This is a genomic window from Kushneria avicenniae, assembly GCF_900112585.1.
In the GTDB taxonomy this organism is placed as follows: domain Bacteria; phylum Pseudomonadota; class Gammaproteobacteria; order Pseudomonadales; family Halomonadaceae; genus Kushneria; species Kushneria avicenniae.
On record NZ_FOLY01000001.1, the window covers coordinates 420,474 to 442,767 of the forward strand.

The window sequence follows — 22,294 nt, forward strand, 5'->3', positions numbered from 1 at the left end:
GATCCTGCGTTGCGGTCGCCCTTTTACAAAACACCTTTTTACAAAACGCCTTTCAAAGCGATTCCAGCGCCTTGCATCTCGGGCGATGGCGCTTTTATCCCAGGAGCCGTCATGCCTCATGTGATCCTCAAGCTGGCCACCGGTCGTTCCGAGACCATCAAGCAACAACTGGCAGACGCCATGACACAAAGCCTTGTCGACATTGCCGGTGCCGATGCCGCACAGGTATCGGTCGCCATCGAGGACATCGATATCCGTGACTGGCGTCGACTGGTTTACGAACCCATCATTGCGCCCGCGTTACCGGGTCTCTACCGGCGCCCGGGCTATCGCCCCGAAGATCTGCCGGAATGATGCCCATGCGCCTCGTTCGCGCTCATCTCAATGCCCTGGGCATTGCCATGATGTTGATCCCGGGCATCGCCCTTTCGGCCAATCCAGACACCATGGAGAAGACTCACACCATGAATATCGTTTTCGACGCCGGTGATCAGCAGATTCCCGCCACTCTGGAAGACAGCGCTGCCGGCCGTGCCTTCGCCGATATGTTGCCATTGACGCTTGAACTCGAGGATTTCGGTGGCGGTGTCGAAAAGATCGCCGACCTCCCCACCAGCCTGCCGGATGAGACGGCGTCAAAGGGGATGAAACCGGCGGCCGGTGACATCACCTACTATGCGCCCTGGGGTAATCTGGCCATCTTCCGCAAGGGGTTCAAGCATGCCAGCGGGCTGGTCAGGCTGGGGCAGTTTGATGCCGATTTTTCTGCCATCGATCGCAGCGGGCCGATCGAGGTGACCATCAAACGCGCGGAGTGATCCCCCGCACCGATATCTGCAACCAAAATGCTCATCAACGCTGCGTCGACAGAGCATGTCCGCTGACGCAGCGTTGAAATAACCATCCCGGCTGTTGAGGCTCCGAAGCCCTGGTCTCGTAGATCGGCACGGATGGCGACTACCGGTGTCATCTCAGACAGCAATAACACTCTACCCGCGCTATCGAGCTTCATCCTGACGGCCAGTGTCACCCACTTTCCCCGCCACGGTCACCAGCTCCGTATCCGCTCTGTTCTCCTGAGCGCGTCAGCTGGGCGGTGTCGTCGGCGTCGCGCTTTTCGAATTGCCGCTGGCCGGTAGTCAACTCAGCCAGCAACTCTCATTAATGAGCTGAACCCATAAATGCTATCGCCGCGGTAACCTCACCGACAGCGGGCTCGACCGATATAATGGTTTGCCTGTGAATGGTCTTCCTGTGAATGGTTTTCCCGTGGCCTGACGCTGCACATGATCACTCAGGGCGTGATCACCATGATGGCTGCCATCGCCCGGGCGGCTCAACCGCCATCATCTCTCCGCCAGCGCCCACCCGACATCCGCACCTGCCATGCGTGCGACACGGAAACCTTCCGACGGTGCTGCCCTCTCAGGCGACATCGCCAGTGACTCATACCGTGGTGGCGCTCTTGTGTCATGGCGACACCACGCCGATCCGGTGGCATATCCCCTTTTGCCGCCCGGTCAATGACCCGAACATCGATAGAGGCATGATCATGAAACATATCGACAACACCGCCTTTGGCGGCGAGCGCGCCTGCTTTGCCGCTCACGACACCCGCTTTGAGGGCGTCACCTTTCATCCGGGCGAATCGGCGATCAAGCACACCCACCATGTCGAAGCCCACCATTGCCGCTTCACCGGCAAGTATCCGTTCTGGCACAACAATGATGTCCTGATCGAGAACAGCCTGTTCACCGTCGATGCGCGGGCAGCGATCTGGTATTCGAGCAATGTCCGCATGCGGGATACCCGCGTGGAGGCGCCCAAGATGTTCCGCTCACTCGAGGGCCTGACGCTCGAGCGTGTGACGCTGTCCAATGCCGCCGAGTGCGGGTGGAACTGTCGCAACATCGATTTCAGGGACGTCGAGATCGCCAACGGCGACTACCTGCTGATGAACAGCCAGCACATTCACATTGATGGTTTCCGCCTGCAGGGCAACTACAGCTTTCAGGATGCGCGTGACGTGGTGATCCGCAATGCCCACCTCGACTCCCGGGACGCCCTCTGGAACACCCGTGACGTCACGGTGTATGACTCGGTGCTCGAGGGCGAATTTCTCGGCTGGCACTCCCGTAACCTGCGTCTGGTCAACTGCACCATTCGCGGTACGCAGCCGCTGTGCTACGTCACCAATCTCATGATGAAAAACTGCGTCATGGAACATACCGATCTCTGCTTCGAGTATTCGACCATCGATGTCGACATCGTCGGCAGCATTGATAGCATCAGAAACCCGGCGGGCGGTCGCATTCGTGCCGATCACATCGACGAGGTGTTTCTGGATGAGCACTGCCTGAACCCGGGCGCCTGCCGGATCGAAACACGCGAGACAGAGGTACCGGCATGAGCGACGCCCCCTTGTTTGATTTCGACACCCCAGTCCTTCGGCGCGGCAGCCACTGTCACAAGTGGGACGACAGTGACGATCCCGGCATGCTGCCAATGTGGGTCGCGGACATGGACTTTCGCACGGCACCTGCCGTCGTTGAAGCGTTACAGCGACGTGCCGAACACGGTGTTTTTGGCTATACCCGAGTACCCGAGCGCTACTTCGAAGCCATCATTGGCTGGTACGATCGCCGGCACGGCATGCCACTCAAGCGCGACTGGCTGCTCTATACCACCGGCGTGGTGCCGGCACTCTCGGCGATCATTCAGGCACTTGCCCAGCCCGGCGATGGAGTGATCGTTCAGACGCCGGCCTACAACTGCTTTTTTTCCTCGATTCGCAACAGCGGCTGTCGACAGGTCGACAACCCGCTGCGTCAGGACGCCGACGGGTACTATCAGATCGACTTCGAGGACCTCACGGTCAAGGCCGCCGATCCCAAAAATCGTTTTCTGCTGCTGTGCAATCCACACAATCCGGTCGGTCGCGTCTGGCGCCGGGAAGAGCTCGAGCAGCTCGGACAGATCTGCCAGCAGCACGGCGTCATCGTGATCGCCGACGAGATCCACAGCGACCTGATCCGTCCGGGATTTCGACACACGCCCTTCGCCGCGGTCAACGAAGCATGCCGGCGCGGCTCGATCACCTGCAGCGCACCGAGCAAGACCTTCAATCTGGCCGGTCTGCAAACCGCGAACATCATCGTTGCCGATCCCGAATGGCGTCGACGTATCGATCGTCAGATCAACATCAACGAGACCTGCGAGCTCAACCCGTTCGGCGTCGAGGCACTGATTGCAGCCTATACCGAGGGGGAAGCCTGGCTCGAAGCACTGCGCGCCTACCTCGCCGGTAATTACGCCATTGTCGAAGCAGCCCTTCACAACCTGCTGCCACAGCTGCGCATCACGCCACTGGAGGCGACTTATCTGGCCTGGATCGACTGCACGGCGCTCGAAATGCCCAGCCAGGAAATAGCTCAAAGGCTGCGTGATCGACATCATCTGTGGCTCAGCGAAGGTATCCTCTATGGTGATGCCGGCGAGGGATTCATCCGGCTCAACTTCGCCTGTTCGCGAGACCGGCTGCAGGAAGGCATCCATCGATTGCGTGCCGCCTTCACGCCGGGCGGTGCGCTGTCACGCATCTGATGTCATGTGCGGCCTGGCGCTGCCGCGAGTGACTTCACGACATTGGGACACGTCATAGGGGCATAATGAAAAGCCGCGCCGGGAGCCTCTCCCGCCGCGGCCCTGTCATGCCGATAATGGCGACGTCATGTCGACAATGGCCGCGACCTGTCACACGCCGAAGGCGTGATCAGTTGGCGGTAAAACAGCCGTCCACGGCCAGGGTGGTACCGGTCACAAAGCTGGCACCGTCGCTGCACAGCCACAGCACTGCCTGAGCCACTTCATCAGTGGTGCCAAGACGCCCGATGGCCTGCAGCTTGAGGAATTCATCCATGGCTTCCTTCTGCTCTTCAAGCATTCTGGCCACCATGGGCGTACTGATGGCGCCCGGGCAGACCGCGTTGATGCGAATCCCTTGGTCGGCATAATCCATTGCCGCCGTTTTGGTCAGACCGATCACCCCATGCTTGGAGCCATAATAGCTGCCCAGCGCCCTGCCACCGACCAGACCGCCGACCGAGGAGCAATTGACGATGGCACCACTGCCCTGCCGGCGCATCTGCGCCAGCTCGTGACGCATGCAGGACCAGACACCGCGCAGGTTGATGCCCATCACCCGCTCATAGTCGTCGAGCGACTGATCGGCCATCTCGGCGGGAATCGGCTGAACACCGGCATTGTTGTACGCCATGTCGAGCTTGCCAAAGGCCGCGACCGCCTGCTCGACCAGCGCTGCCACCTGATCATCATCAGCCACATCGCAGACCACCGGCAGCACCTGGTGACCGGCCGCCTTGAGCTCGTCGGCCAGGGTGTTCAAAGCCGCCTCATCGATATCACTGATGACCACCGCCGCACCCGCCCCGGCGAACGCGCGCGTGGCGGCCAGCCCCATGCCGGCGCTGGCGCCGGTGACCAGAGCGACCTGACCACTGAAATCGTAGCTGACATTCATCCCATATCTCCCTTGTGACGTGAACCGTGAGCAACCGCAGAGTAAAAGCGCTCGGGTCGATGCTGCCCTGAAGCACATTTTACAGCCACAGGCTCGGCGCATTCATGAATCCATCGCATAGGAGCATGCACGTCCATGTCAGGGTCGCGCGAGGAGCCCTTCGCTATGCTGAGGTCATCACGATGACGACGGGCGTCTTCGCCACACCCATCATATCGACAAGCCTCGTCACATCGACAAACCTCGCCACATCTGCAAAAGGAGCTTTAGAATGCAAAAGCGCCAGCTGGGCCATCAGGGCCCGTCCGTTTCTGCCATCGGTCTGGGATGTATGGGCCTGAACTTCGGATATGGACCGGCGACTTCACGTGACAAGGCCATCTCCCTGATTCGTGAAGCACACGACTTGGGCATCACCTTCTTCGATACGGCAGAAGCCTATGGCGCCGACAACGAATCGGTTGTCGGGGCCGCCATTGCGCCGTTTCGGGATGATGTCGTGATTGCGACCAAGTTTGGCTGGAAAAACGGTGATCCACGCAATGGAGAGCTGGACAGCCGTCCCGAGCGCATTCGTATCGTGGCGGACCAGTCACTAAAGCGCATGGGCGTCGAACGGCTTGATCTGTTCTATCAGCACCGGGTGGATCCTGATGTACCGATCGAGGAAGTCGCCGGGGCGGTGCGCGAGCTGATCGCAGAAGGCAAGGTCGGCCATTTCGGCCTTTCCGAACCAGGGGCCGACACCATTCGCCGCGCCCATGCCGTGCAACCGGTAGCCGCGGTACAAAGCGAGTACTCGATGTTTACCCGCGATCCTGAGACAGAGATTCTGCCGCTATTGAAATCGCTCGGCATTGCACTGGTGCCGTTCAGCCCGTTGGGGAAAGGGTTTTTGACCGGCAACATCGATTCCGCCACCGCCTTTGGCAGCGATGATGTCCGCAGCACGATTCCTCGTTTTCAGGGCGAGGCGCTCGAAGCCAACCTGGCCATCGCGAAAGAAGTCAGCGCGCTTGCCGAGCAGAAAGGCTGTACGCCTTCACAGCTGGCGCTGGCGTGGCTGCTGCGTCAGGGCGATCAGATTGTGCCGATTCCCGGTACAACCAAATCTCATCGTCTGGCTGAAAACATCGAAGGCGCGCGTACTGAACTGAGCGATGGTGAACTGGAAGACATTCAGTCGATTCTTGAACGTCACCCGGTGGTCGGTGACCGTTACAACACCATGCATATGGGTCTGATCAATCGTTGAGGCCGCGGCATCGCCGTCAGCCATGATGCGCCTGAATCGACAGGCGCATCATGGCTCCCTATGCAGCTGCAATGATCACAGTGACAGAATTACCTCGAGAATCCCGGTCCCCGGGGCACGATCGAAATCGGGCGCCAGCCGCGCGGCGAAACTCGCTACTGAAGAAGGTATGGCGCCCGCGCCTTCCATCGCCCGAAACATGGCCTGCTCGCTGCGCTCTGACAGCCCACCGATCGCATCGACCATGTAGAAAACGGTATAACCTTCGGCCAGCGCATCGAGCACCGTCTGCATCACCACGACTTCGGCCGCGAACCCGGCAACGACAAGGATGGGTCGATTCGTCGCTGACAGTGCCTCTCGTGTCGGCGCGTCCATCAGCGCCCCTGATGTGACCCGATGATACGTATTATCCGCTGTCGCATAGGGTCTCAGGGGCTCAATGACCGCCGGGTCCATGCCGGCCTGAGCCGCCACGCTGTGATGTATCGGCAGTTCTAGAATGTCGGCAACCCTGGCCAGACCGACAGCAGCCCGGGAGATCGACTCCGGCGGTGTTGTCCGGCTGTTGTCGATCAGATTGCCCTGCAAGTCGGCGAAAAGAATCTGCACCTGATTCGGGTCGAGCCGAGCAGTTTGAACGGGCCCGGAGGGCCCGCCAGCAGTGCCTGTGTGACGATCGGCTTGATCGTTGTTCATTTACGACGCCTCTCTCACGCTCAGTTGGGCTTGCCGCTGAGCGGCGCATCGGAACCGCCACCGACCACTCGCCCCACGGCATGCTCGGCCTTGCCAACGAAGCGCGTGCGCATGGCGTCGCCGAAATCACCGTAGGGATAGCAGTTTTCCGGCACCGGACGACTCAGCGCTTCCAACCGCTCGGTAATCTCATCACCGAGTTCCAGATCCACTGCACCGAGGTTGTCCTCAAGATGCGCAAGTGTGCGCGCCCCGCAGATCGGTGCCGTCACGCCCGGCCGATCCATCAGCCATTTCAGCGCCACTTGCGAAGGCGTCGCGCCAAGCTGTGTCGCTGCCTCCCGCACGGCATCAATGACACGCCAGGCACGATCCGAACTGACGAACTCGGCGCTCGACCATTGATAGAGCGGGTTATCAGAGCCTGCTCGCGTCTCGGCGCCCGGGGTTCCGTTGCGCTCGTACTTGCCGGTCAGCATGCCGCCAGCCAGTGGCGACCATGGCAGCAGACCGAGGCCATTGTGCATGGAGGCCGGGACGATCTCCCATTCGATCTCGCGCGACAGCAGGTTGTACTGCGGCTGATGCGAGACCGGTACCGTCAGCCCCATGGCCTGTGCGGTGGAGACCATGCGCTGGATTTCCCAGCCGTTGAAGTTTGAAAGCCCCACATAATGAATCTTGCCGGCACGTACGGCGTCATCCAGAAACGCCAGCGTTTCTTCCATCGACGTGAGCGGGTCAGTGCCGTGCAGCTGATAAAGGTCAATGGTATCGACCTGCAGTCGTTCCAGCGATGCGTTGAGTGCGCGATGCAGATGGCGACGTGACAGCCCCTGCGCATTGACCTCTTCACCGGTCGGATAGCGCCCTTTGGTCGCCAGCACGACACGATCGGTTACCTCTCGCGGCCGGCTGGCCATCCAGCGACCGACGACCGCTTCCGCCTCGCCACCGACGTAGACGTCGGAGGTGTCGATGAACGTGCCTCCTTTCTCGATAAAGGTATCGAGGATGGTAAAGGCGTCCTTCTCGGCAGTTTCATTACCAAAATACATTGTTCCAAGCGCAAGTTGGGAAACGGCCATTCCGGATTGGCCCAGCAGACGGTATTCCATGACAGTACATCCCTGATGGCAGAGTAAAAGGCAAACGTTGGAAACACTGATGCCGATAACGCTCTGATGGATATCGCCCCGAGAAGAAACTCTCCCGTTCCCCCGAGCGCTACACAAAAGCGTTACCTCTTGTGCAAGAGCGTTACCTCTTTCATTCATCCAAAGGGTAGAAGCCCGGCGAAATGATCAACAACGGTCTCGTGGAAAACTGAAATGAAGTGAACTCATGAATTGGCGCCGCGCTATCGCCCTGGGCGGCACCCGGGGAGTTTTTCGGCCGAAAAGTGCAAAGCTTCCTTTTGACTATTCGATGCCGGAACCGACCCGACACGCCCCCGAATACTCCATACCGTCATCATGATTCTGGCGCCTGCGCCGCGGCATCAATTCTTCATAAGGTTTTCAATATTAATGATTTAGTGGCGCCGATACGGCGCTGATAGCATCCCTGATTATCGAATCAGACAGCGAGTTTTCCCATGAACATCGTCACACTTGCCGGTAGCCCCGGTGCGTCATCACGCTCTACGGCCATGATCGAACACGTGACCGAAACGCTCGAAAAGGCGGGAGCAAACGTCTCGGCGTTTCGACTGGATGACTTCGATGCCAATGCCCTGTCTCAGGGACGATGGAATGATTCCAACATCATCAGACTTCGAGAAACGATCGCCGCGGCGGATGCGCTGATTGTGGCGACGCCGGTGTATCAGGCCTCCTTTAGTGGCGGGCTCAAGCTGATGCTTGATGTCCTTCCACAAGGCGCCCTGAAGCACAAGACCGTGCTGTCACTGGCGGCCGGTGGTAGCGACCAGCACCTGCTCGTGCTCGATTATGCCCTCAAACCTGTGCTTGCCGCGCTGGGCGCCAGTCACCAGCTGGCCGGCGTTTATGCCAGCCCGCAGCATATCGAAAAAACCTCTGATGGCCGTTATCTGCCCGGCACGGAGATTGGCGCCCGCCTCGATAATGCCGCCACAGAGCTCCTTGAAATATCTGCATCAGAACCGTTACCGACCCATGTCATCAAAAAGCGCGAAGACCTCAATCTGGCGCTGGCATGAGCGTCTGACATGAGAAGCCTCGGGCCAAACGGCCGGTGCCTTGATCAAGACGCCGGTCGAGCGCCTTCAAAAAAGAAGGGTTAAAAGACGCCTCCTCTTTTTAAACATGCGATGACCGTTTTTGAACATGCGATGAAAGATCGTCCCGGAAACGACCAGCAACGGCGCAGACGCAGTAAAAGCCCCTCGGTTATTCACGATTTTCATTGACCTTCTGATGCTTTAGCGAGAGGCCATCCTGGATATGACACCACAACGCCCGATGCTTTTAAGCCTCATGGCCTACCCTACCGGTCATCATCTTGCCGCCTGGCGCCACCCGAGTACTGACCCCGGCGCCAACAGCGACATTGCGCATTATCAGCGCCTGGCAAAAACTGCCGAAGCGGCCGGCTTCGAGATCATCTTCCTGCCCGACAGGCTGGCCATACCAGGCGGTTCACGCCAGGCCCTTCAACGTGTTGATGAATGGTCGCAGGGGTTTGAAGCCCTGACACTGGCAGGTGCTCTGGCCGCCTCGACTTCAAGAATCGGCATCGTGGCCACGGCCTCGACAACCTTTAATGAGCCCTTCACCCTGGCCCGCCAGCTGGCGTCACTGGATCTGCTCAGCGGCGGCCGCGTGGGGTGGAACATCGTGACGTCATCGCTGGGCGCTGAAGTGCTCAACTTCAACCCTGTGCCCAATTTTTCCCACGGCGCTCGTTATGAACGAGCCGACGAATTTATCAGGGCGGCCATGGGTCTCTGGGACAGCTGGGACCCGCAGGGCATCGTGCGCAACAAGCACAGTGGTCTGTTTTTTGAAGCCGATGCCCTGCGGGAGACCGACCACCAGGGAACGCATTTTCGCACCCGTGGGCCGCTCAATGTCATTCCCTCACCTCAGGGGCGGCCGGTGCTGGTGCAGGCAGGGTCATCCCCGGCCGGCCGCGATCTTGCGGCACAGCATGCCGAGGTGGTGTTTACCGCGCACCCCAGTGTCGAAAAGACCCGTGCGTTTCGCAGCGACATGCATCAAAGACTGCTCAATGCCGGGCGTCAGACTGACGAGATGGCCGTACTGCCCGGGATTTTCCCGATTATTGGCGACACCCAGGCAGAAGCAGAGGCACGCTTTGAAGCGCTGCAATCACTGATTCAGCCGGAAGTGGCCATCGCCCTGCTCGAAACCTATCTGGGTGATGTCGATCTCTCCGGCTGTGACCCGGACGGACCTCTGCCCGAGCTGCCGACGTCCAATGCCATCCGAAGCCGCCAGCAGCTGCTGACCGATCTTGCCGCGCGCGATGACCTGACGATTCGTCAACTGGCCCTGAAGGTCGCCGGGGCACGAGGCCACTGGCAGGTCGTGGGCACCCCCGAATCGATTGCCGATCAGATGGAGACCTGGTTTACCACCGGGGCTGCCGACGGCTTCATGCTGATGCCCCCCACCTATCCTGATGGGCTGGACGCCTTCGTCGAGAAGGTCATGCCGATCCTTCATCAGCGCGGGCTGCTCGGCGATTCGAAAGCAGAAACCACGCTGCGCCGCCGGCTGGGCCTGAGACAGGGCGGCCAGACAGACCATCACGCCGCCGGACAACTCGAAAGCGCCTGACATCGCCAGGCGTTAACAGAATCATGGAATCAGAAACATGACATCACTCCCCCATCTGGCGACAGGACTACTGCTCGGCGCCACTCTGGCCACCACGGCCAACGCCGCCGACAGCCGGCCCATTGCCATTACCGATCCGGGGTATGCCACGGCGCAGGGAACCGCCTACGTCGTTGAGGCACTGATTCAGGATCGGTTTGGCGATCAGACCCGGATCGTCAATACCACCTCGGTACCGGTGATCTGGGAAGCATTGAACCGCAATAATGGCGATATCGACATATGGACCGATGTCTGGCTGCCCAATCAGGCGCCTTTTGTTGACCAGTACACCGGCGACAAGGGTCAGGCGATTCTTGCCCAGCCGTCCTATGCCGGCACGCAGGGGTATTGCACGACCCGCGCCACCGCCGAGAAACATGACATTCATTCGGTCTACGACCTTTCCAATCCTGACAAGATCAGTGCGTTCGACAGCAACGGCGATGGCAAGGGGGAAATCTGGCTGGGCGCTGCCGGCTGGCTCTCTACCGGCTTCGAGAGAATCCGTGCGCGAGATTACGGTTTTGCTGACTTCTTCGATCTGCAGACCACCGACGAAGCCGTGGCAACCGCCGCGCTCGACGCTGCAGTCAAAAAGGGCACCGGCTGGGTCGGATACTGCTATGCCCCGCACCAGAACTTTGCCCGCTACGATCTGGTGCAACTCGAGGAGCCTCCCTACGATCCAAACGCCTGGAACGTGGTGGATTCCAGCGATCCAAACTGGCTCGAAAAATCCTCCATTGCGTCCGCCTACAAGGACGCCGCCATCCATATGGCCTATTCGCGATCGCTGAAAACTCGTGCTCCTGAGGTCGCTGCACTACTTGAGCGTGTGACCTTCACGACAGAAGAAGTGAATCAGCTGGCCTATGCCATTGCCGTTGAGAACACTCCGCCACGAGAGGCGGCACAGGAATGGATCGCCGCGCATCCCGATATTGTGGCCCAGTGGACGGCGGACTGAATCATGATCACGCTGAAAGAGGTATGGAAGATATTTTCTCCCGATCCGCAGGCCACCCTGTCCGCTGCCCGGCAGGATGACATCGACGGAAAAACCCTGAAGCAGCAGTCGGCGACCATCGCGGTCAGAAACGTGGATCTTGCCGTGACACCCGGTGAGCTGCTGTGTGTCATGGGGCTTTCAGGCTGCGGAAAATCAACGCTGATACGTCTGGTCAACCGCCTTCTGACACCGACATCAGGGCAGGTGCTGATCGGGGATAGCGATATTGGTCGGCTCAATACCGCCCAATTGCGTCGACTTCGCTCGCAGGATATCGGCATGGTCTTTCAAAGCCACGGGCTGATAGGCCACCTGTCCGTGCGGGACAACGTTGCCCTGCCGCTGGAGATTCAGCGAATTCCCCGCCATCAGCGCGAGGACCGGGCTGACGAACTGCTCCAGCGAACCGGGCTGGGCGGTCTCGGCGATCGCAATGTTTCAAGCCTGTCGGGCGGCATGCAGCAGCGGGTTGGTCTCGCACGGGCGCTGGCCGCCGACCCCGGTATCCTGCTCATGGATGAACCCTTCAGTGCCCTTGACCCGCTTATTCGACGTGAGCTGCAGGACGAGTTCGGCCGCCTGTCGCGGGATCTTGGCAAGACGACGCTGTTCATTACTCACGATGTTGAAGAAGCCTTTCGCATTGCCGATCGAGTGGCACTCATGCGTGCCGGCCGGATCGTTCAGCTCGGCAAGCCACAGGAGCTTGTCGACGCCCCGGCGGATGATTACGTCGCCCGCTTTGTCGAACCTTATCGGACAACGCCAGAACAACCCCCGCTGAGGATGGTTCAATGACAGCAGTCGGAATGGAGACGGATGTCTCGACCACCGAGCGCAGCGACGCCATACGTCAGTTTTCAGGACGAGGCTCGCAGTACTACGTTCAGGCCTTTCACCGAATCGGCGAGGGTCGGGGGCGCATCGGGTCCTTCAATCCCGCCGCCGCCCTGCTCGGCCCGATCTGGTTCGGGGCGCGGCGATTGTGGGCGGCTTTCTGGCCGATTCTGGTCATTGAGCTACTGGCCTGGATCGTCATATCGGTGGGCTTGAGCGGTGGCGCCAATCGAGAGTCCCTTCAGCGCGCCGACAGGCTTGCCACGCTGGCAGAGAGTCGTCAGGCACAGGCCGCAGCGGCCACACAAAGAGATCCCGAAAGTGCCATGACCCAGTCCCTGGCTGAATCTGCCGCCGCACTTACAAAAGAGCGCGACGAGGCTTATGCCGCGGCCGACAGAGCATCCAGCAGTGCCTGGCAGATCCTGCTTCTGGGCATCGGGGGCCTTGTCATCGTGCGTGCCGGCGTTGGCATCGTCGCGACCCCCCTGCTGGAGCGGCGCTTTCGCACCTGGCGCCTGCTCGGTGATAGTGCCCCCACGGGACTGAGTCTGCGCGGCGCCATCGCGGCCACCGCTTTGATGGCGCTTGTGGTGCCCATCAGCGCGCTTGGTTTTTCAGGCCACTTGATGCCGGCTCTGGCCAGTGTTCCGGCCAACCCGGACTGGCACTCCATGACCGCCGCCTTCCTTGACGGCGCCATGAAGACCTTCAGCGAGCAGGTTGCGCCGGCCGCCGGGGTGATGACCGGCACCATCAATGGCGCTCTGTGGCTGATGGAGACCCTGCTGGCGGCAACGCCCTGGCCGGTGGTCATGACCATCATTCTGGCGCTGGCCTGGCAGATCGCCGGCTTTCGTGTCTTTCTTCTGACCGTCGTCGCGCTGGCCTATCTGGCCCTGCTGGGATTCTGGGACAAGAGCATGCAAACGGTGGCCCTGCTCGGCACAGCGGCCCTGATCTCGATCGGTCTGGGCATTCCGCTGGGCATCGCCTGCGGTTACCATCGTCGTCTGGCCCGGCTGGTACGCCCGGCGCTTGATTTCATGCAGACCATGCCGGCGTTTGTTTACCTGATCCCGGTGATCGCCCTGTTCGGCATCGGCAAGCCTTCCGGCATCATTGCCACGGTATTTTTCGGTATCCCCCCTGTGGTGCGCCTGACGGCCCTGGGCATTTCAAACGTCCCGGAAAACGTGCGGGAAGCCGCGACCGCGTTCGGCGCGACTCGTGCCTTTCTGCTGTTCAGGGTAGATCTGCCCATTGCGATGCCGTCCATCATGGCCGGCGTCAGCCAGACGATATTGATGTGCCTATCGATGGTCGTCATCGCGTCGTTGATTGGCGCCCCCGGCCTTGGCGAGGACGTACTGCGCGCGCTGCAATACGCGGCTCAGGGACAGGGGCTGCTGGCAGGATTGGCGATTCTTGTCTGCGCCGTGGTGCTGGATCGCATCGTGCAGGGAAAGGCTGCACGGTGAGAGGCTGCCTGTACTGACGCTGCCTGTGCTGACAATACAGGGCCTGAAGCGTCATTCCGATTGATCATGGGCAGGCGCCTCTGGCCCCGCCCATTGATCCTGCCCCTGATCGATTTCCGACTCTGACTGAAATCGCACGGCCCCGACCATCTCCTGCCCCAGTATGTCGCCGGGATTACGCAGCGGACACTGCGCCAGAGACAGGCAACCGCATCCGATACAGCCATCGAGCTGATCACGCAACTGCTCAAGATGACTGATGCGCTCGTTCAGTTGCATGCGCCAGCGCATCGACAGGTGTGCCCAGTCTTCTGCGTTCGGCGCTCGGCCGTCAGGAAGCTGTGCCAGGGTGTCACGAATCTCGGCCAGAGGAATACCCACGCGCTGGGCCGTCTTGATAACCGCCACACGGCGCAGGATATCTCTTGGGTAACGACGCTGGTTGCCAGCGCTTCGATGGGCCGTAATCAAACCTTCACGTTCGTAGAAATGCAGTGCCGAAATGGCAATACCCATGCGCTGTGAAACATCGCCCACTGACAGGAATTTTTTTTCAGGGCTCAATGGTCGTGTCATGGCTTGACCTCAACATTTGTTCAGGTTTGATAATGCCTGCCTCGTGAATATGGAGGCAAGCATGGCGCCTGTACCTTTATCAATTGCGACGGTTATCGGCAGCGCCCGATATGGGCGTCGATGCGAGCCCATTGCGCAGTGGGCAGCAAGCAGGATCAATGCCCGTCATGACATGACGGCCGATATGATAGATCCCTCAGGGCTCCCCCTTTCATTTGGCGAACAGCCGCTGCCTCTGGATATCTGGTGTCAACTGGAAGCAAGGATGGAAAAAGCGGATGCCTTTCTTGTCGTGACGCCCGAATATCATCAGGGCTATCCGGCCGTATTGAAGCATCTCATCGACATCGTGCCGAATGTCTGGCAAGCCAAACCGGTCTGCTTTATTTCATATGGCACCTACTCAAAAGGCATGCAGGCCGTCGAACAGCTCAGACAGGTATTTTCCTTTCTACAGGCCATACCGATCGATCACGCTCTGGGGCTTGAAGGGATTGAACGCTATTTTGACCGCAACAATGTCTTCAAACCGGACTCTGACACCACACAACACCTTTCCACCATGCTCGATCGATTTCATCAGGCCCTGCAGCCGATGATCAGCGTTCAACCCGGCAGAAAAAGGATCCATGAGCAGTAGCAGGCGCATGGCCGAAGGCTCATCGATTCGAGGGATTGCCGTTGGCAGATCAGATCATCACTCAAAAGGAAATCTTTCTGCCCGGGCCCCGGCTTTCATGGCCGGGACCGTTATCCGTGAGGGTGAATTACCAGGCGACGGTGCCGCCATCATCCACAAAGGCACCTGTCGGACCATCCACACCGATCTGCGCCAATCTGATGGCGATCTCGGCGCTTTCATCGACATTTCTACCCTGGAACTGGGTTGCTTCCGTTGCCGTAAACCCGGGGCACACCGCATTGACCTTGATGCCATGTTCGGCAAAAGCCGTTGCATGGCTGAGCGTCAACGCGTTCAGAGCAGCCTTCGAGGCCTGATAAAAGGGAAGCTGGAAAGAGGCGTAGGGCCAGGAAGCATCCGATCTCAGCGTAAATGAAGCAAGCGATGAAGAAATATTAACAATACGGGCATGGTCCGAATTCTGTAACAGCGGCAGCATCCCCTCCGTGAGCAGCACCACACCCAGCACATTGACATCAAAAGTGTTCCGGTAACGATCACGAGTGCTCAATGATGGCGTCATGTCCGCAGAGAGCCCGGCATTATTGATCAATACATCAATTTTTCCGAACTTGTCTGCAATGAACTGCCGAAGCCTTTCAATGCTGTTTTCGTCGGTGACTTCCAGTTGAACGGGCTCGATACCATCGCTGGATGAAGGAGAAAATATTCGTTGCCCGGTTTCCAGATCACGGCACCCGGCCAGCACGTGAAACCCGGCTCTGCTGAGCCCCTTTGCAATGGATAAACCAAGACCACGATTAGCGCCGCTCACCAGAGCAATCTGCTTGCCGTTCATATCAATACTCTCCTGAACCGATCATGAAGATTTCAAAGACCCGTCTTGCGAGATCGAGACTATAAGACCTCAACTTTTGTTGAGGTCAATGCAATCGCCACGAAAATCCTGCTGGCGTCGCTCAAGGGGTGAGAACGTTGAACGGTCGGGGCTTCATCATGATGACCTTCCAGGAATATGCGTCAGGCGCCCTGAAATATCGCTACCCGAAAGACGCTCTGGCCTGGCTTCTCAGCTTCTGAATATCGCTTTTTGGCGGTGCGCCGAATGCCCGGCTGTATTCCCGGCTGAACTGCGACGGACTCTCGTAGCCGACCTGAAAAGCGGCATTCGCCGCATCGAGCTGCTCGGTCAGCATCAGTCGCCGCGCTTCATCGAGCCGCAGCCGCTTTTGATACTGCAGCGGGCTCAGCGTCGTGAGCTGGCGAAAGTGATGATAAAAGGACGGCGTACTCATCCGGGCCATGGCCGCCAGGTGCTCGATCTGCATCGGCTGGGCGTAATGGGCCCGGATCCAGTCGACGGCCTTCGAGATTCGAAAACCGTGGCCGTCGATCGAGGCAATCTGGCGCAGACGATGCGCCTGATCGCTCTGCAGCAGACGGTAGTGGATTTCGCGCAGCACCAGCGGGGCCAGAAAGGGAATCGCCCCGGGCTCATCAAGCAGCGAGAGCAGTCGGGACACCGGCGCCAGAATCCCTGTCGTGGTATCACTCAGGCCGATGCCGGCCATATTGCTTCTGTCAAGCGGGCCCTGGGCGCCGCCCCGGGAAATCAGATCCGTCAGCTGTGCCCGGTCTATCCTGAGCGCCAGCCCAAGACAGGGACGCTCGGGAGAGGCTTCGATCACCTCGGAGCGTGCCGGCAGCTCGAGCGATGTAATCAGAAAACGCGAAGCATCGTAGGAATAGGCATCCTTGCCGATCCACATGCGCTTGGCACCCTGCACCACGATCACGATGCTCGGCTCGATCATGCACTCCACGGGCGGTGACGGCTGTTCGCGCCGGAACAGACCGAGTCCCGGCACCGCCGTCTCGCAGTCATGATGGCCACGAGACCAGCGCTCGACGATATCCACGAGATCAGGGCTTACCCGCCCATTGGCACCGCCCTGACCGAACATGTCAGGATCATGCCGGACCGTTTCCAGCGGTCGTGACGTCTCTTCCATTGTATCCTGCTCCCCTTCAAGAGAGCGTCACTTTAAACTCAATCCGCCCACATTGGACCAGGATTCAATGCAGGATCATCGAATCAGGCAATTATTCTGGAGAACCCGGCTATCGATGACCGCCAGTCTGGCTCAACAATATTTCCCGTCACAATGTCCACCCGATAACGCCGGAGGAAGCCACCATGGCGGATGATGCACAGAACTTCTATCAGAGCGACCGCGTTGACGCCCAGGCGGTCACGTTCCAGACCCTCTACCAGACCGCCGTGGCCGGCAACCTGTTTGTTCCCAGAAACCTGGACCGCTCGACGACACATCCCGCCATCGTGGTCGGCCATCCGATGGGGGCGGTGAAAGAGCAAAGCGCCAATTTGTACGCCACCAAACTGGCCGAGCGCGGCTTTGTCACACTGGCGATCGACCTGCCGTACTGGGGCGCCAGTGACGGCGCGCGTAATCGCGTGTCGCCGGATTTTTACGCCGAGGGCTTCAGCGCCGGTGTCGATTTTCTCGCAAGCCAGTCATTCGTCGATGGCGAACGCATCGGGGGTCTGGGCGTGTGCGGCAGCGGCAGCTTTGTGATCAGCGCCGCCAAGATCGATTCACGCCTGAAGGCGGTGGCCACGGTCAGCATGTACGACATGGGTCAGGCCAACCGCTACGGCCTTGGCAAGAGCGTCTCGCTCGAGGACCGTAAGGCCGGTATCGAAGCCGCCTCACAGCAGCGCAACGTCGAATTTGCCGGTGGCGATATCGCCTACACCAGCGGTTGCCCGCACGAGATCGACGAGAATTCGCATCCCATCGCCAAGGAGTTTTATGACTTCTATCGGACACCGCGCGGTGAGTTTACGCCGAAGGGGCAATCCTCGGACCTGACCACGCACCCGACGCTGACCAGCAACGTAAAGTTTCTCAACTTCTATCCGTTCGTCGATATCGACACCATCTCGCCGCGCCCGCTGCTGTTCATCAGCGGCGACCAGGCCCACTCCCGCGAATTCAGCGAAGACGCCTACGCGCGTGCGGCCGAGCCGAAAGAGCTTTACTGGGTCGAGGGCGCCGGTCACGTCGATCTGTATGACCGCGTCAACCTGATCCCCTTTGACAAGCTGGAGACATTCTTCGGCGAGCATCTGAGCTGATATCGCTCAAAGCCCTATCACGGGCCCCGCTTCTGGCGGGGCCTCTTGTCGTCGTACCGCCAGCGCCATGGTGCGATGTCAGGCCGCCAGGATTGCCATGACACGACACATCACTCCCTCTTTTCTCGCACTTTTGGCGCTCGCCTTCGGCAGCTTCGTGATCTCGACGTCCGAGTTCGCGAGCATGGGCCTGCTGCCGCTGTTCGCCGATGGCCTGAACCTCGACGTACCGATGGCGACCAACGCCATCACCGCCTACGCACTGGGGGTCATGGCTGGTGCACCGCTGATCACCATCGGCGCGGCCAGCGTCAATAAACGTACGCTTTTGATCATCCTGCTGGTGGTGGCGGTACTCGCCAATCTGCTGACAGCGGTGGCAAACGATCTCGGTCTACTAGTCGTCGCCCGCTTTTTGAGCGGTTTGCCACAGGGCGCCTATTTCGGCGCCGCCTCGGTGGTCGCGACCGCCATCGTTGGCATGGACCGCGGCGGACGTGCCATTTCACTGGTCATGGGCGGCATTACCTTCGCCACCATCGTCGGCGCGCCGGTCGGCACACTGTTCGGTCAGATGCTCGGCTGGCGTATCGCTTACCTCGTTATCGCCGGACTTGGAGCGCTGGCAACTCTGGCCATCATCGTCTGGCTCAAACCCAGCGCGGCCTACGCGGGCAGCTCGCTGCGCCAGGAACTCTCGGCGCTTGGTCGCCTGAGTGTCTGGGGCATGCTGGTATTTGCTGCCATCGTCGTGGCCAGCCTGTTCTCGGTCTATACCTTTGTCGGACCGCTGGTGAGCCATGCCGGGCTGCCGGAGTCGATCACCCCCATCGCGCTGGCCTTGATCGGCATCGGCATGGCGCTTGGCAATATGCTCGGCGGCTATCTGGCCGACCGCTACCGCTTTGCCGCGATGATTGCCGGCTTTCTGGTCACGCTCGTGATGCTGGCGATCATGGCGCTGACGACGTCCCACCCGGCATCGCTTCTGATCATGCTGGCCGTGACCGGTTTCACGCTGATGGTTGCGGTGCCGACCATTCCGCTTCAGATGATGAAGCTCGCCCCGGAGGCGCCGACGCTGATGGGCTCGCTCAACATGGCCTCGTTCAATATCGCCAACGCGCTGGGCGCTGCGGCAGGCGGTGTCGCGGTCCACGCCGGTTTCGGGGTGCCCTCGGCCATCTGGGCGGGGTCTGGACTGACCGCCCTCGGCCTGGTCTTCTTTCTGGTCATCCGCCCCTATCTGAAAACGCCGGCCGATAAGCGGGCCGCAAGCGAAAAGGCCCACGCGTGACGCTCTCATACAACACAGAAGGAAGCCGACAATGCCGACCCAACATTCATTCAGGCCCGCTCTGGGGGCAATGGCCCTCGGCCTGATCCTGCTGACCACCGGCACAGCAGCTCTGGCACAGAGCTCCGGCGAAGCTGGCGCAGCGCAGAGCCCCGTGCCGATTCCCCCCGCCGAACAGGGGCTGGCAACGCGCCAGGCCCACCAGGTGGTCGAAGTGCCCGATGTCACCAAGGATCTCGAAGGCCCCGTATTCACCGACGATGGCCGCCTTATCTTTTCCGATACCCAGGGTGGGCGGCTGTTGAGCTGGACCCCGGACAAGGGCCTTTCGACCCTCGCCACACTCGATGGCCTGATGCCCGGCGGCATGGCAGTCCACGATGGTCGCCTGTTTGTGGCCGCCTTCACCACCGATGGCGGCGGCGCGATCGTCTCGATGGCACTTGATGGCAGCGATCAGCAAAGCGTTGTGCCCGAGGAGGCGGGCTTTTTGCCCAACGACGTGGTTTTCGATGACAAGGGCGGGTTCTATTTCACCGATTCCCACAGCGATGCCAGTGATCCAAAGGGTGGTGCCTACTATCACTCGCCTGAAGGGGATATCAGCCCGGTGATCGAACACCTTGACGTGGGCAATGGCATTGCGCTCTCGCCACAGGGCGATCGGCTCTGGGTCGGGGAATTTGGCACCAACCAGCTGCACCGCCTCGATCTTGCTGATGCGACCAGCGTGGCGCCGTTCGGTGGCACCGTGGCGTACTACTTTATCGGTCCGGCACCGGACTCGATGCGTGTCGACGCTGAGGGCCACGTCTACGTGGCGATGTACGGTCAGGGCAAAATCATGGTGTTCTCACGTGAAGGTCTGCCGATCGGTCAGATTCTGTTGCCGGGCCGCAATGAGAGCCGCTTTTTGCACGTGACCAGCATGGCGATCCGCCCGGGCACCGACGAGCTCACCATCGTCGCCACCGATGGTAAGCGTGAACCCGGTGAAGCGGCGCTGTTTCAGGCACGCGCCTTCGGCAAGGCATTAAACAGCCGCTGAGTAACCGGCCAGTCGAGGGAAACACCAGACCTCAGCTGGCCATGCTTACCAGACTCTCGAAGCGCCCTGCGCCATCAAACGCCAACCGATAGACCCCATGCACCCCGTTGGGTCCGACAATTCGACGCAGCGCCCGCGCGGGAAAACGCACGCGCCGACCATCGACACTGTGGGCATCAACCCACTCTGCATGGCCGGCGTAGTAGCGTCGACATTGGTCCAGCGTGAGGGAGAGGGAGATATCGACGTAGGGCATGACGGTGTCCGTGGCGGGTCCATCCTGTCATTATCGACGAGTGAGCACTCTGCTTGAGACACGGGCACCCTCCCCGGTTATTTCACCCGGCTGAGCGAGCGGGCGGATCGAGCCAATCATTGGGTTCGCATCTCACCGCGACACCCGCCAGCGAGCCATTGATAAACAAGCACTTGAACATCACGCATTCGCCGCTAACCTGTGACGCCACAATGGCAGCAGAAAGGCGTTGAACGCCATCACATTTTTGACCTGCCGCTTCGGCCGCCAAGCCGATATCCCCTTTTGAATGCCCGCCCTGCCCGGTGCTTCCAGCCATCTGACCGGACAAGGCCCCGAATTTCGAGTAAGCGATCCAGATGAGTCATGGCAACACAACGGCATCGTCCGACAGTTTTTCCGACGTCACCCATTGGAGTGCCGTTTTCGCATTCGCCTTCAGCGTCGCGGTCGTCGTCATCACAGAGCTTTTGCCCGTCAGTCTGCTCTCCCCCATGGCGGAGGATCTCGCCATCAGCGAAGGCATGGCCGGCCAATCGATGACCGCCACGGCACTGGTCGCCGTAGTGTCGAGCCTTTTGATCACACGCGTCACGAAAGGCATCGACCGGCGCCATGTCATACTGGCCTTCTCATTGATTCTGACCCTGTCGAACGTGCTGGTCGTGTTTGCCGGTAATTTCGCGGTATTGACCCTGGGTCGGCTGCTGCTCGGTGTGGCACTGGGTGGCCTCTGGTCCATGGCCCCTTCTCTGACCATGCGTCTCGCGGCGCCCTCGAAGGTGCCCCGCGCCCTGTCGATCGTTTTCGGTGGCCTGTCGGTAGCGCTGGTACTGGCGGCGCCACTGGGCAGTTATCTTGGCACGCTCATCGGCTGGCGCGGCGTCTTTGCCGGAGCCGCAGTACTTGGCGTGATCTGCGCGATCTGGCAATGGCTGTCGATGCCCGGCATGCCTTCGACCCGGGTCAATACGCTCTCCGACCTTTGGCAGGTGGCCAGACACCCCCGAATGAGAATCGGGATCGTGGCGCAATTTTGCGTCTTTGCCGGCCAGTTCTCCTTTTTCAGCTACATGCGCCCCTTCTATGAAAGCTGGGTCGGGCTCGAAAGCCACCACCTGTCACTGATCTTTCTGGCCTTTGGCGTTGCCAACTTCATCGGCACCTCATTCTCATCGCGCGTCATCGAGGCCAATCTCAAGGGCACTCTGGTCGTGGCACCGCTCATCATTGGCGCCTGCGCCCTCGGGCTGGCGCTGTTTGGCACCCACATCGGCTGGATGATCCTGCTCACACTGATCTGGGGCTTCGTGTTCGGCACCGTTCCTGTCGGCTGGTCCACCTGGGTGACGCGTCACTTCGCCAACGACCCGGAAAACGCCGGCGGACTGCAGGTCGCCACCATTCAGTTCGCCAACATGACCGGCGCAGCCCTCGGCGGCTACCTGCTGACGGTCGGCAACGCCACCACTCCGGTCCTGCTGGCGGGCGTCCTGATGCTGGTCACGTCGTTGATCGTGGCAATGAAGATCCATCCCGATTCGCGGACGTGAGCGTGCGAATCATGGACCTTCCTGCCGTTAAGGTAAGCACCTTCGGAGGCATTTCGAGTGATGACAACGAGTCAGCTCCGGCCTGCTGGCCAGGAGTGACCTTACGAATCCAC

The 22,294-nt window shown here is 60.0% G+C and carries 22 protein-coding genes; 15 read left to right on the forward strand and 7 right to left on the reverse strand.

Features of this window, described 5'->3' with window-relative positions; all coding sequences use genetic code 11:
• The first annotated feature begins 111 nt into the window (after positions 1–111).
• The 4 genes from BM079_RS16690 to BM079_RS02015 all read left to right on the forward strand — a co-directional run bounded on the left by BM079_RS16690 (position 112) and on the right by BM079_RS02015 (position 3,603).
• Complete coding sequence (locus tag BM079_RS16690) at positions 112–354, forward strand: tautomerase family protein (RefSeq protein WP_090130290.1); 243 nt, start codon at positions 112–114, stop codon at positions 352–354.
• Positions 355–359: 5 nt separating this feature from the next.
• A complete protein-coding gene (locus tag BM079_RS02005; protein WP_217639620.1) occupies positions 360–818 on the forward strand; it encodes a cyclophilin-like fold protein in 459 nt (152 codons plus the stop codon).
• Positions 819–1,441: 623 nt separating this feature from the next.
• Positions 1,442–2,410 carry a DUF3737 family protein gene (locus tag BM079_RS02010; RefSeq protein WP_217639621.1) on the forward strand — a complete coding sequence of 323 codons (969 nt, stop codon included), beginning with the start codon at positions 1,442–1,444 and terminating at the stop codon, positions 2,408–2,410.
• A complete protein-coding gene (locus BM079_RS02015; RefSeq protein WP_090130293.1) occupies positions 2,407–3,603 on the forward strand; it encodes a MalY/PatB family protein in 1,197 nt (398 codons plus the stop codon). Before BM079_RS02010 ends, BM079_RS02015 begins: the two co-directional genes overlap by 4 nt.
• A gap of 169 nt (positions 3,604–3,772) precedes the next feature.
• On the opposite strand, the gene BM079_RS02020 is transcribed toward BM079_RS02015, so the two are convergent.
• Complete coding sequence (locus BM079_RS02020; RefSeq protein WP_090130295.1) at positions 3,773–4,540, reverse strand: glucose 1-dehydrogenase; 768 nt, start codon at positions 4,538–4,540, stop codon at positions 3,773–3,775.
• Positions 4,541–4,811: 271 nt separating this feature from the next.
• Between BM079_RS02020 and BM079_RS02025 the strand changes: the two genes are divergently transcribed.
• Positions 4,812–5,795 carry an aldo/keto reductase gene (locus tag BM079_RS02025; RefSeq protein ID WP_090130297.1) on the forward strand — a complete coding sequence of 328 codons (984 nt, stop codon included), beginning with the start codon at positions 4,812–4,814 and terminating at the stop codon, positions 5,793–5,795.
• A gap of 75 nt (positions 5,796–5,870) precedes the next feature.
• Here BM079_RS02025 and BM079_RS02030 read toward each other — a convergent pair whose 3' ends face one another.
• Both BM079_RS02030 and BM079_RS02035 read right to left on the reverse strand, forming a co-directional pair.
• A complete protein-coding gene (locus BM079_RS02030; RefSeq protein ID WP_090130299.1) occupies positions 5,871–6,494 on the reverse strand; it encodes an isochorismatase family protein in 624 nt (207 codons plus the stop codon).
• Positions 6,495–6,514: 20 nt separating this feature from the next.
• Positions 6,515–7,612: an aldo/keto reductase gene (locus BM079_RS02035; RefSeq protein ID WP_090130301.1), complete on the reverse strand. Its 1,098-nt coding sequence runs from the start codon at positions 7,610–7,612 to the stop codon at positions 6,515–6,517.
• A 479-nt stretch (positions 7,613–8,091) separates the two neighbouring features.
• On the opposite strand from BM079_RS02035, the gene ssuE reads away from it, so the two are divergent.
• From ssuE to BM079_RS02060, 5 genes are all read left to right on the forward strand, one after another.
• Positions 8,092–8,676 (forward strand): NADPH-dependent FMN reductase, encoded by a 585-nt coding sequence (ssuE, locus tag BM079_RS02040; protein ID WP_090130303.1) that lies wholly within the window; start codon positions 8,092–8,094, stop codon positions 8,674–8,676.
• Between the two features lie 244 nt (positions 8,677–8,920).
• Positions 8,921–10,279, forward strand: a complete 1,359-nt coding sequence (locus BM079_RS02045) for an LLM class flavin-dependent oxidoreductase (protein ID WP_090130305.1) — start codon at positions 8,921–8,923, stop codon at positions 10,277–10,279.
• Positions 10,280–10,316: 37 nt separating this feature from the next.
• Complete coding sequence (locus tag BM079_RS02050; protein WP_090130307.1) at positions 10,317–11,288, forward strand: ABC transporter substrate-binding protein; 972 nt, start codon at positions 10,317–10,319, stop codon at positions 11,286–11,288.
• 3 nt (positions 11,289–11,291) lie between these two features.
• Positions 11,292–12,128, forward strand: coding sequence for an ATP-binding cassette domain-containing protein (locus BM079_RS02055; RefSeq protein WP_090130309.1), 837 nt, complete (start codon positions 11,292–11,294; stop codon positions 12,126–12,128).
• The gene (locus BM079_RS02060) at positions 12,125–13,648 is read left to right on the forward strand and encodes an ABC transporter permease (RefSeq protein ID WP_090130311.1); all 1,524 of its coding nucleotides are present in this window, start codon (positions 12,125–12,127) and stop codon (positions 13,646–13,648) included. The genes BM079_RS02055 and BM079_RS02060 overlap by 4 nt, the downstream gene beginning before the upstream one ends.
• Positions 13,649–13,699: 51 nt before the next feature.
• On the opposite strand, the gene soxR is transcribed toward BM079_RS02060, so the two are convergent.
• Positions 13,700–14,224, reverse strand: coding sequence for a redox-sensitive transcriptional activator SoxR (soxR, locus tag BM079_RS02065; RefSeq protein ID WP_090130313.1), 525 nt, complete (start codon positions 14,222–14,224; stop codon positions 13,700–13,702).
• A gap of 16 nt (positions 14,225–14,240) precedes the next feature.
• Here soxR and BM079_RS02070 point away from each other — a divergent pair, with 16 nt between their 5' ends.
• A complete protein-coding gene (locus BM079_RS02070; RefSeq protein WP_139215237.1) occupies positions 14,241–14,864 on the forward strand; it encodes an NADPH-dependent FMN reductase in 624 nt (207 codons plus the stop codon).
• A gap of 127 nt (positions 14,865–14,991) precedes the next feature.
• On the opposite strand, the gene BM079_RS02075 is transcribed toward BM079_RS02070, so the two are convergent.
• Entirely contained in the window at positions 14,992–15,705 is a 714-nt protein-coding gene (locus BM079_RS02075) for an SDR family NAD(P)-dependent oxidoreductase (RefSeq protein WP_217639622.1), read from the reverse strand.
• 202 nt (positions 15,706–15,907) lie between these two features.
• Entirely contained in the window at positions 15,908–16,879 is a 972-nt protein-coding gene (locus tag BM079_RS02080; RefSeq protein ID WP_217639623.1) for an AraC family transcriptional regulator, read from the reverse strand.
• Between the two features lie 185 nt (positions 16,880–17,064).
• Here BM079_RS02080 and BM079_RS02085 point away from each other — a divergent pair, with 185 nt between their 5' ends.
• The 3 genes from BM079_RS02085 to BM079_RS02095 all read left to right on the forward strand — a co-directional run bounded on the left by BM079_RS02085 (position 17,065) and on the right by BM079_RS02095 (position 20,372).
• Positions 17,065–18,027: an alpha/beta hydrolase gene (locus BM079_RS02085; protein WP_139215238.1), complete on the forward strand. Its 963-nt coding sequence runs from the start codon at positions 17,065–17,067 to the stop codon at positions 18,025–18,027.
• Positions 18,028–18,124: 97 nt separating this feature from the next.
• Positions 18,125–19,324 carry an MFS transporter gene (locus BM079_RS02090; RefSeq protein WP_217639624.1) on the forward strand — a complete coding sequence of 400 codons (1,200 nt, stop codon included), beginning with the start codon at positions 18,125–18,127 and terminating at the stop codon, positions 19,322–19,324.
• 31 nt (positions 19,325–19,355) lie between these two features.
• Positions 19,356–20,372 (forward strand): SMP-30/gluconolactonase/LRE family protein, encoded by a 1,017-nt coding sequence (locus tag BM079_RS02095; RefSeq protein ID WP_217639625.1) that lies wholly within the window; start codon positions 19,356–19,358, stop codon positions 20,370–20,372.
• Between the two features lie 31 nt (positions 20,373–20,403).
• Here BM079_RS02095 and BM079_RS02100 read toward each other — a convergent pair whose 3' ends face one another.
• A complete protein-coding gene (locus tag BM079_RS02100; protein WP_090130322.1) occupies positions 20,404–20,628 on the reverse strand; it encodes a DUF2835 family protein in 225 nt (74 codons plus the stop codon).
• 359 nt (positions 20,629–20,987) lie between these two features.
• Here BM079_RS02100 and BM079_RS02105 point away from each other — a divergent pair, with 359 nt between their 5' ends.
• Entirely contained in the window at positions 20,988–22,181 is a 1,194-nt protein-coding gene (locus tag BM079_RS02105) for an MFS transporter (RefSeq protein WP_090130324.1), read from the forward strand.
• The last annotated feature ends 113 nt before the right edge of the window (positions 22,182–22,294 follow it).

Bases quoted from the DNA above. Each gene is read 5' to 3' on its own strand.
- BM079_RS02055 (WP_090130309.1), top strand. From the start codon at position 11,292: ATGATCACGCTGAAAGAGGTATGGAAGATATTTTCTCCCGATCCGCAG.
- BM079_RS02095 (WP_217639625.1), top strand. From the start codon at position 19,356: ATGCCGACCCAACATTCATTCAGGCCCGCTCTGGGGGCAATGGCCCTC.
- BM079_RS02085 (WP_139215238.1), top strand. From the start codon at position 17,065: ATGGCGGATGATGCACAGAACTTCTATCAGAGCGACCGCGTTGACGCC.
- BM079_RS16690 (WP_090130290.1), top strand. From the start codon at position 112: ATGCCTCATGTGATCCTCAAGCTGGCCACCGGTCGTTCCGAGACCATC.
- BM079_RS02020 (WP_090130295.1), bottom strand. From the start codon at position 4,540: ATGAATGTCAGCTACGATTTCAGTGGTCAGGTCGCTCTGGTCACCGGC.
- BM079_RS02075 (WP_217639622.1), bottom strand. From the start codon at position 15,705: ATGAACGGCAAGCAGATTGCTCTGGTGAGCGGCGCTAATCGTGGTCTT.
- ssuE (WP_090130303.1), top strand. From the start codon at position 8,092: ATGAACATCGTCACACTTGCCGGTAGCCCCGGTGCGTCATCACGCTCT.
- soxR (WP_090130313.1), bottom strand. From the start codon at position 14,224: ATGACACGACCATTGAGCCCTGAAAAAAAATTCCTGTCAGTGGGCGAT.
- BM079_RS02090 (WP_217639624.1), top strand. From the start codon at position 18,125: ATGACACGACACATCACTCCCTCTTTTCTCGCACTTTTGGCGCTCGCC.
- BM079_RS02060 (WP_090130311.1), top strand. From the start codon at position 12,125: ATGACAGCAGTCGGAATGGAGACGGATGTCTCGACCACCGAGCGCAGC.
- BM079_RS02025 (WP_090130297.1), top strand. From the start codon at position 4,812: ATGCAAAAGCGCCAGCTGGGCCATCAGGGCCCGTCCGTTTCTGCCATC.
- BM079_RS02050 (WP_090130307.1), top strand. From the start codon at position 10,317: ATGACATCACTCCCCCATCTGGCGACAGGACTACTGCTCGGCGCCACT.
- BM079_RS02105 (WP_090130324.1), top strand. From the start codon at position 20,988: ATGAGTCATGGCAACACAACGGCATCGTCCGACAGTTTTTCCGACGTC.
- BM079_RS02100 (WP_090130322.1), bottom strand. From the start codon at position 20,628: ATGCCCTACGTCGATATCTCCCTCTCCCTCACGCTGGACCAATGTCGA.
- BM079_RS02030 (WP_090130299.1), bottom strand. From the start codon at position 6,494: ATGAACAACGATCAAGCCGATCGTCACACAGGCACTGCTGGCGGGCCC.
- BM079_RS02080 (WP_217639623.1), bottom strand. From the start codon at position 16,879: ATGGAAGAGACGTCACGACCGCTGGAAACGGTCCGGCATGATCCTGAC.
- BM079_RS02005 (WP_217639620.1), top strand. From the start codon at position 360: ATGCGCCTCGTTCGCGCTCATCTCAATGCCCTGGGCATTGCCATGATG.
- BM079_RS02035 (WP_090130301.1), bottom strand. From the start codon at position 7,612: ATGGAATACCGTCTGCTGGGCCAATCCGGAATGGCCGTTTCCCAACTT.
- BM079_RS02015 (WP_090130293.1), top strand. From the start codon at position 2,407: ATGAGCGACGCCCCCTTGTTTGATTTCGACACCCCAGTCCTTCGGCGC.
- BM079_RS02045 (WP_090130305.1), top strand. From the start codon at position 8,921: ATGACACCACAACGCCCGATGCTTTTAAGCCTCATGGCCTACCCTACC.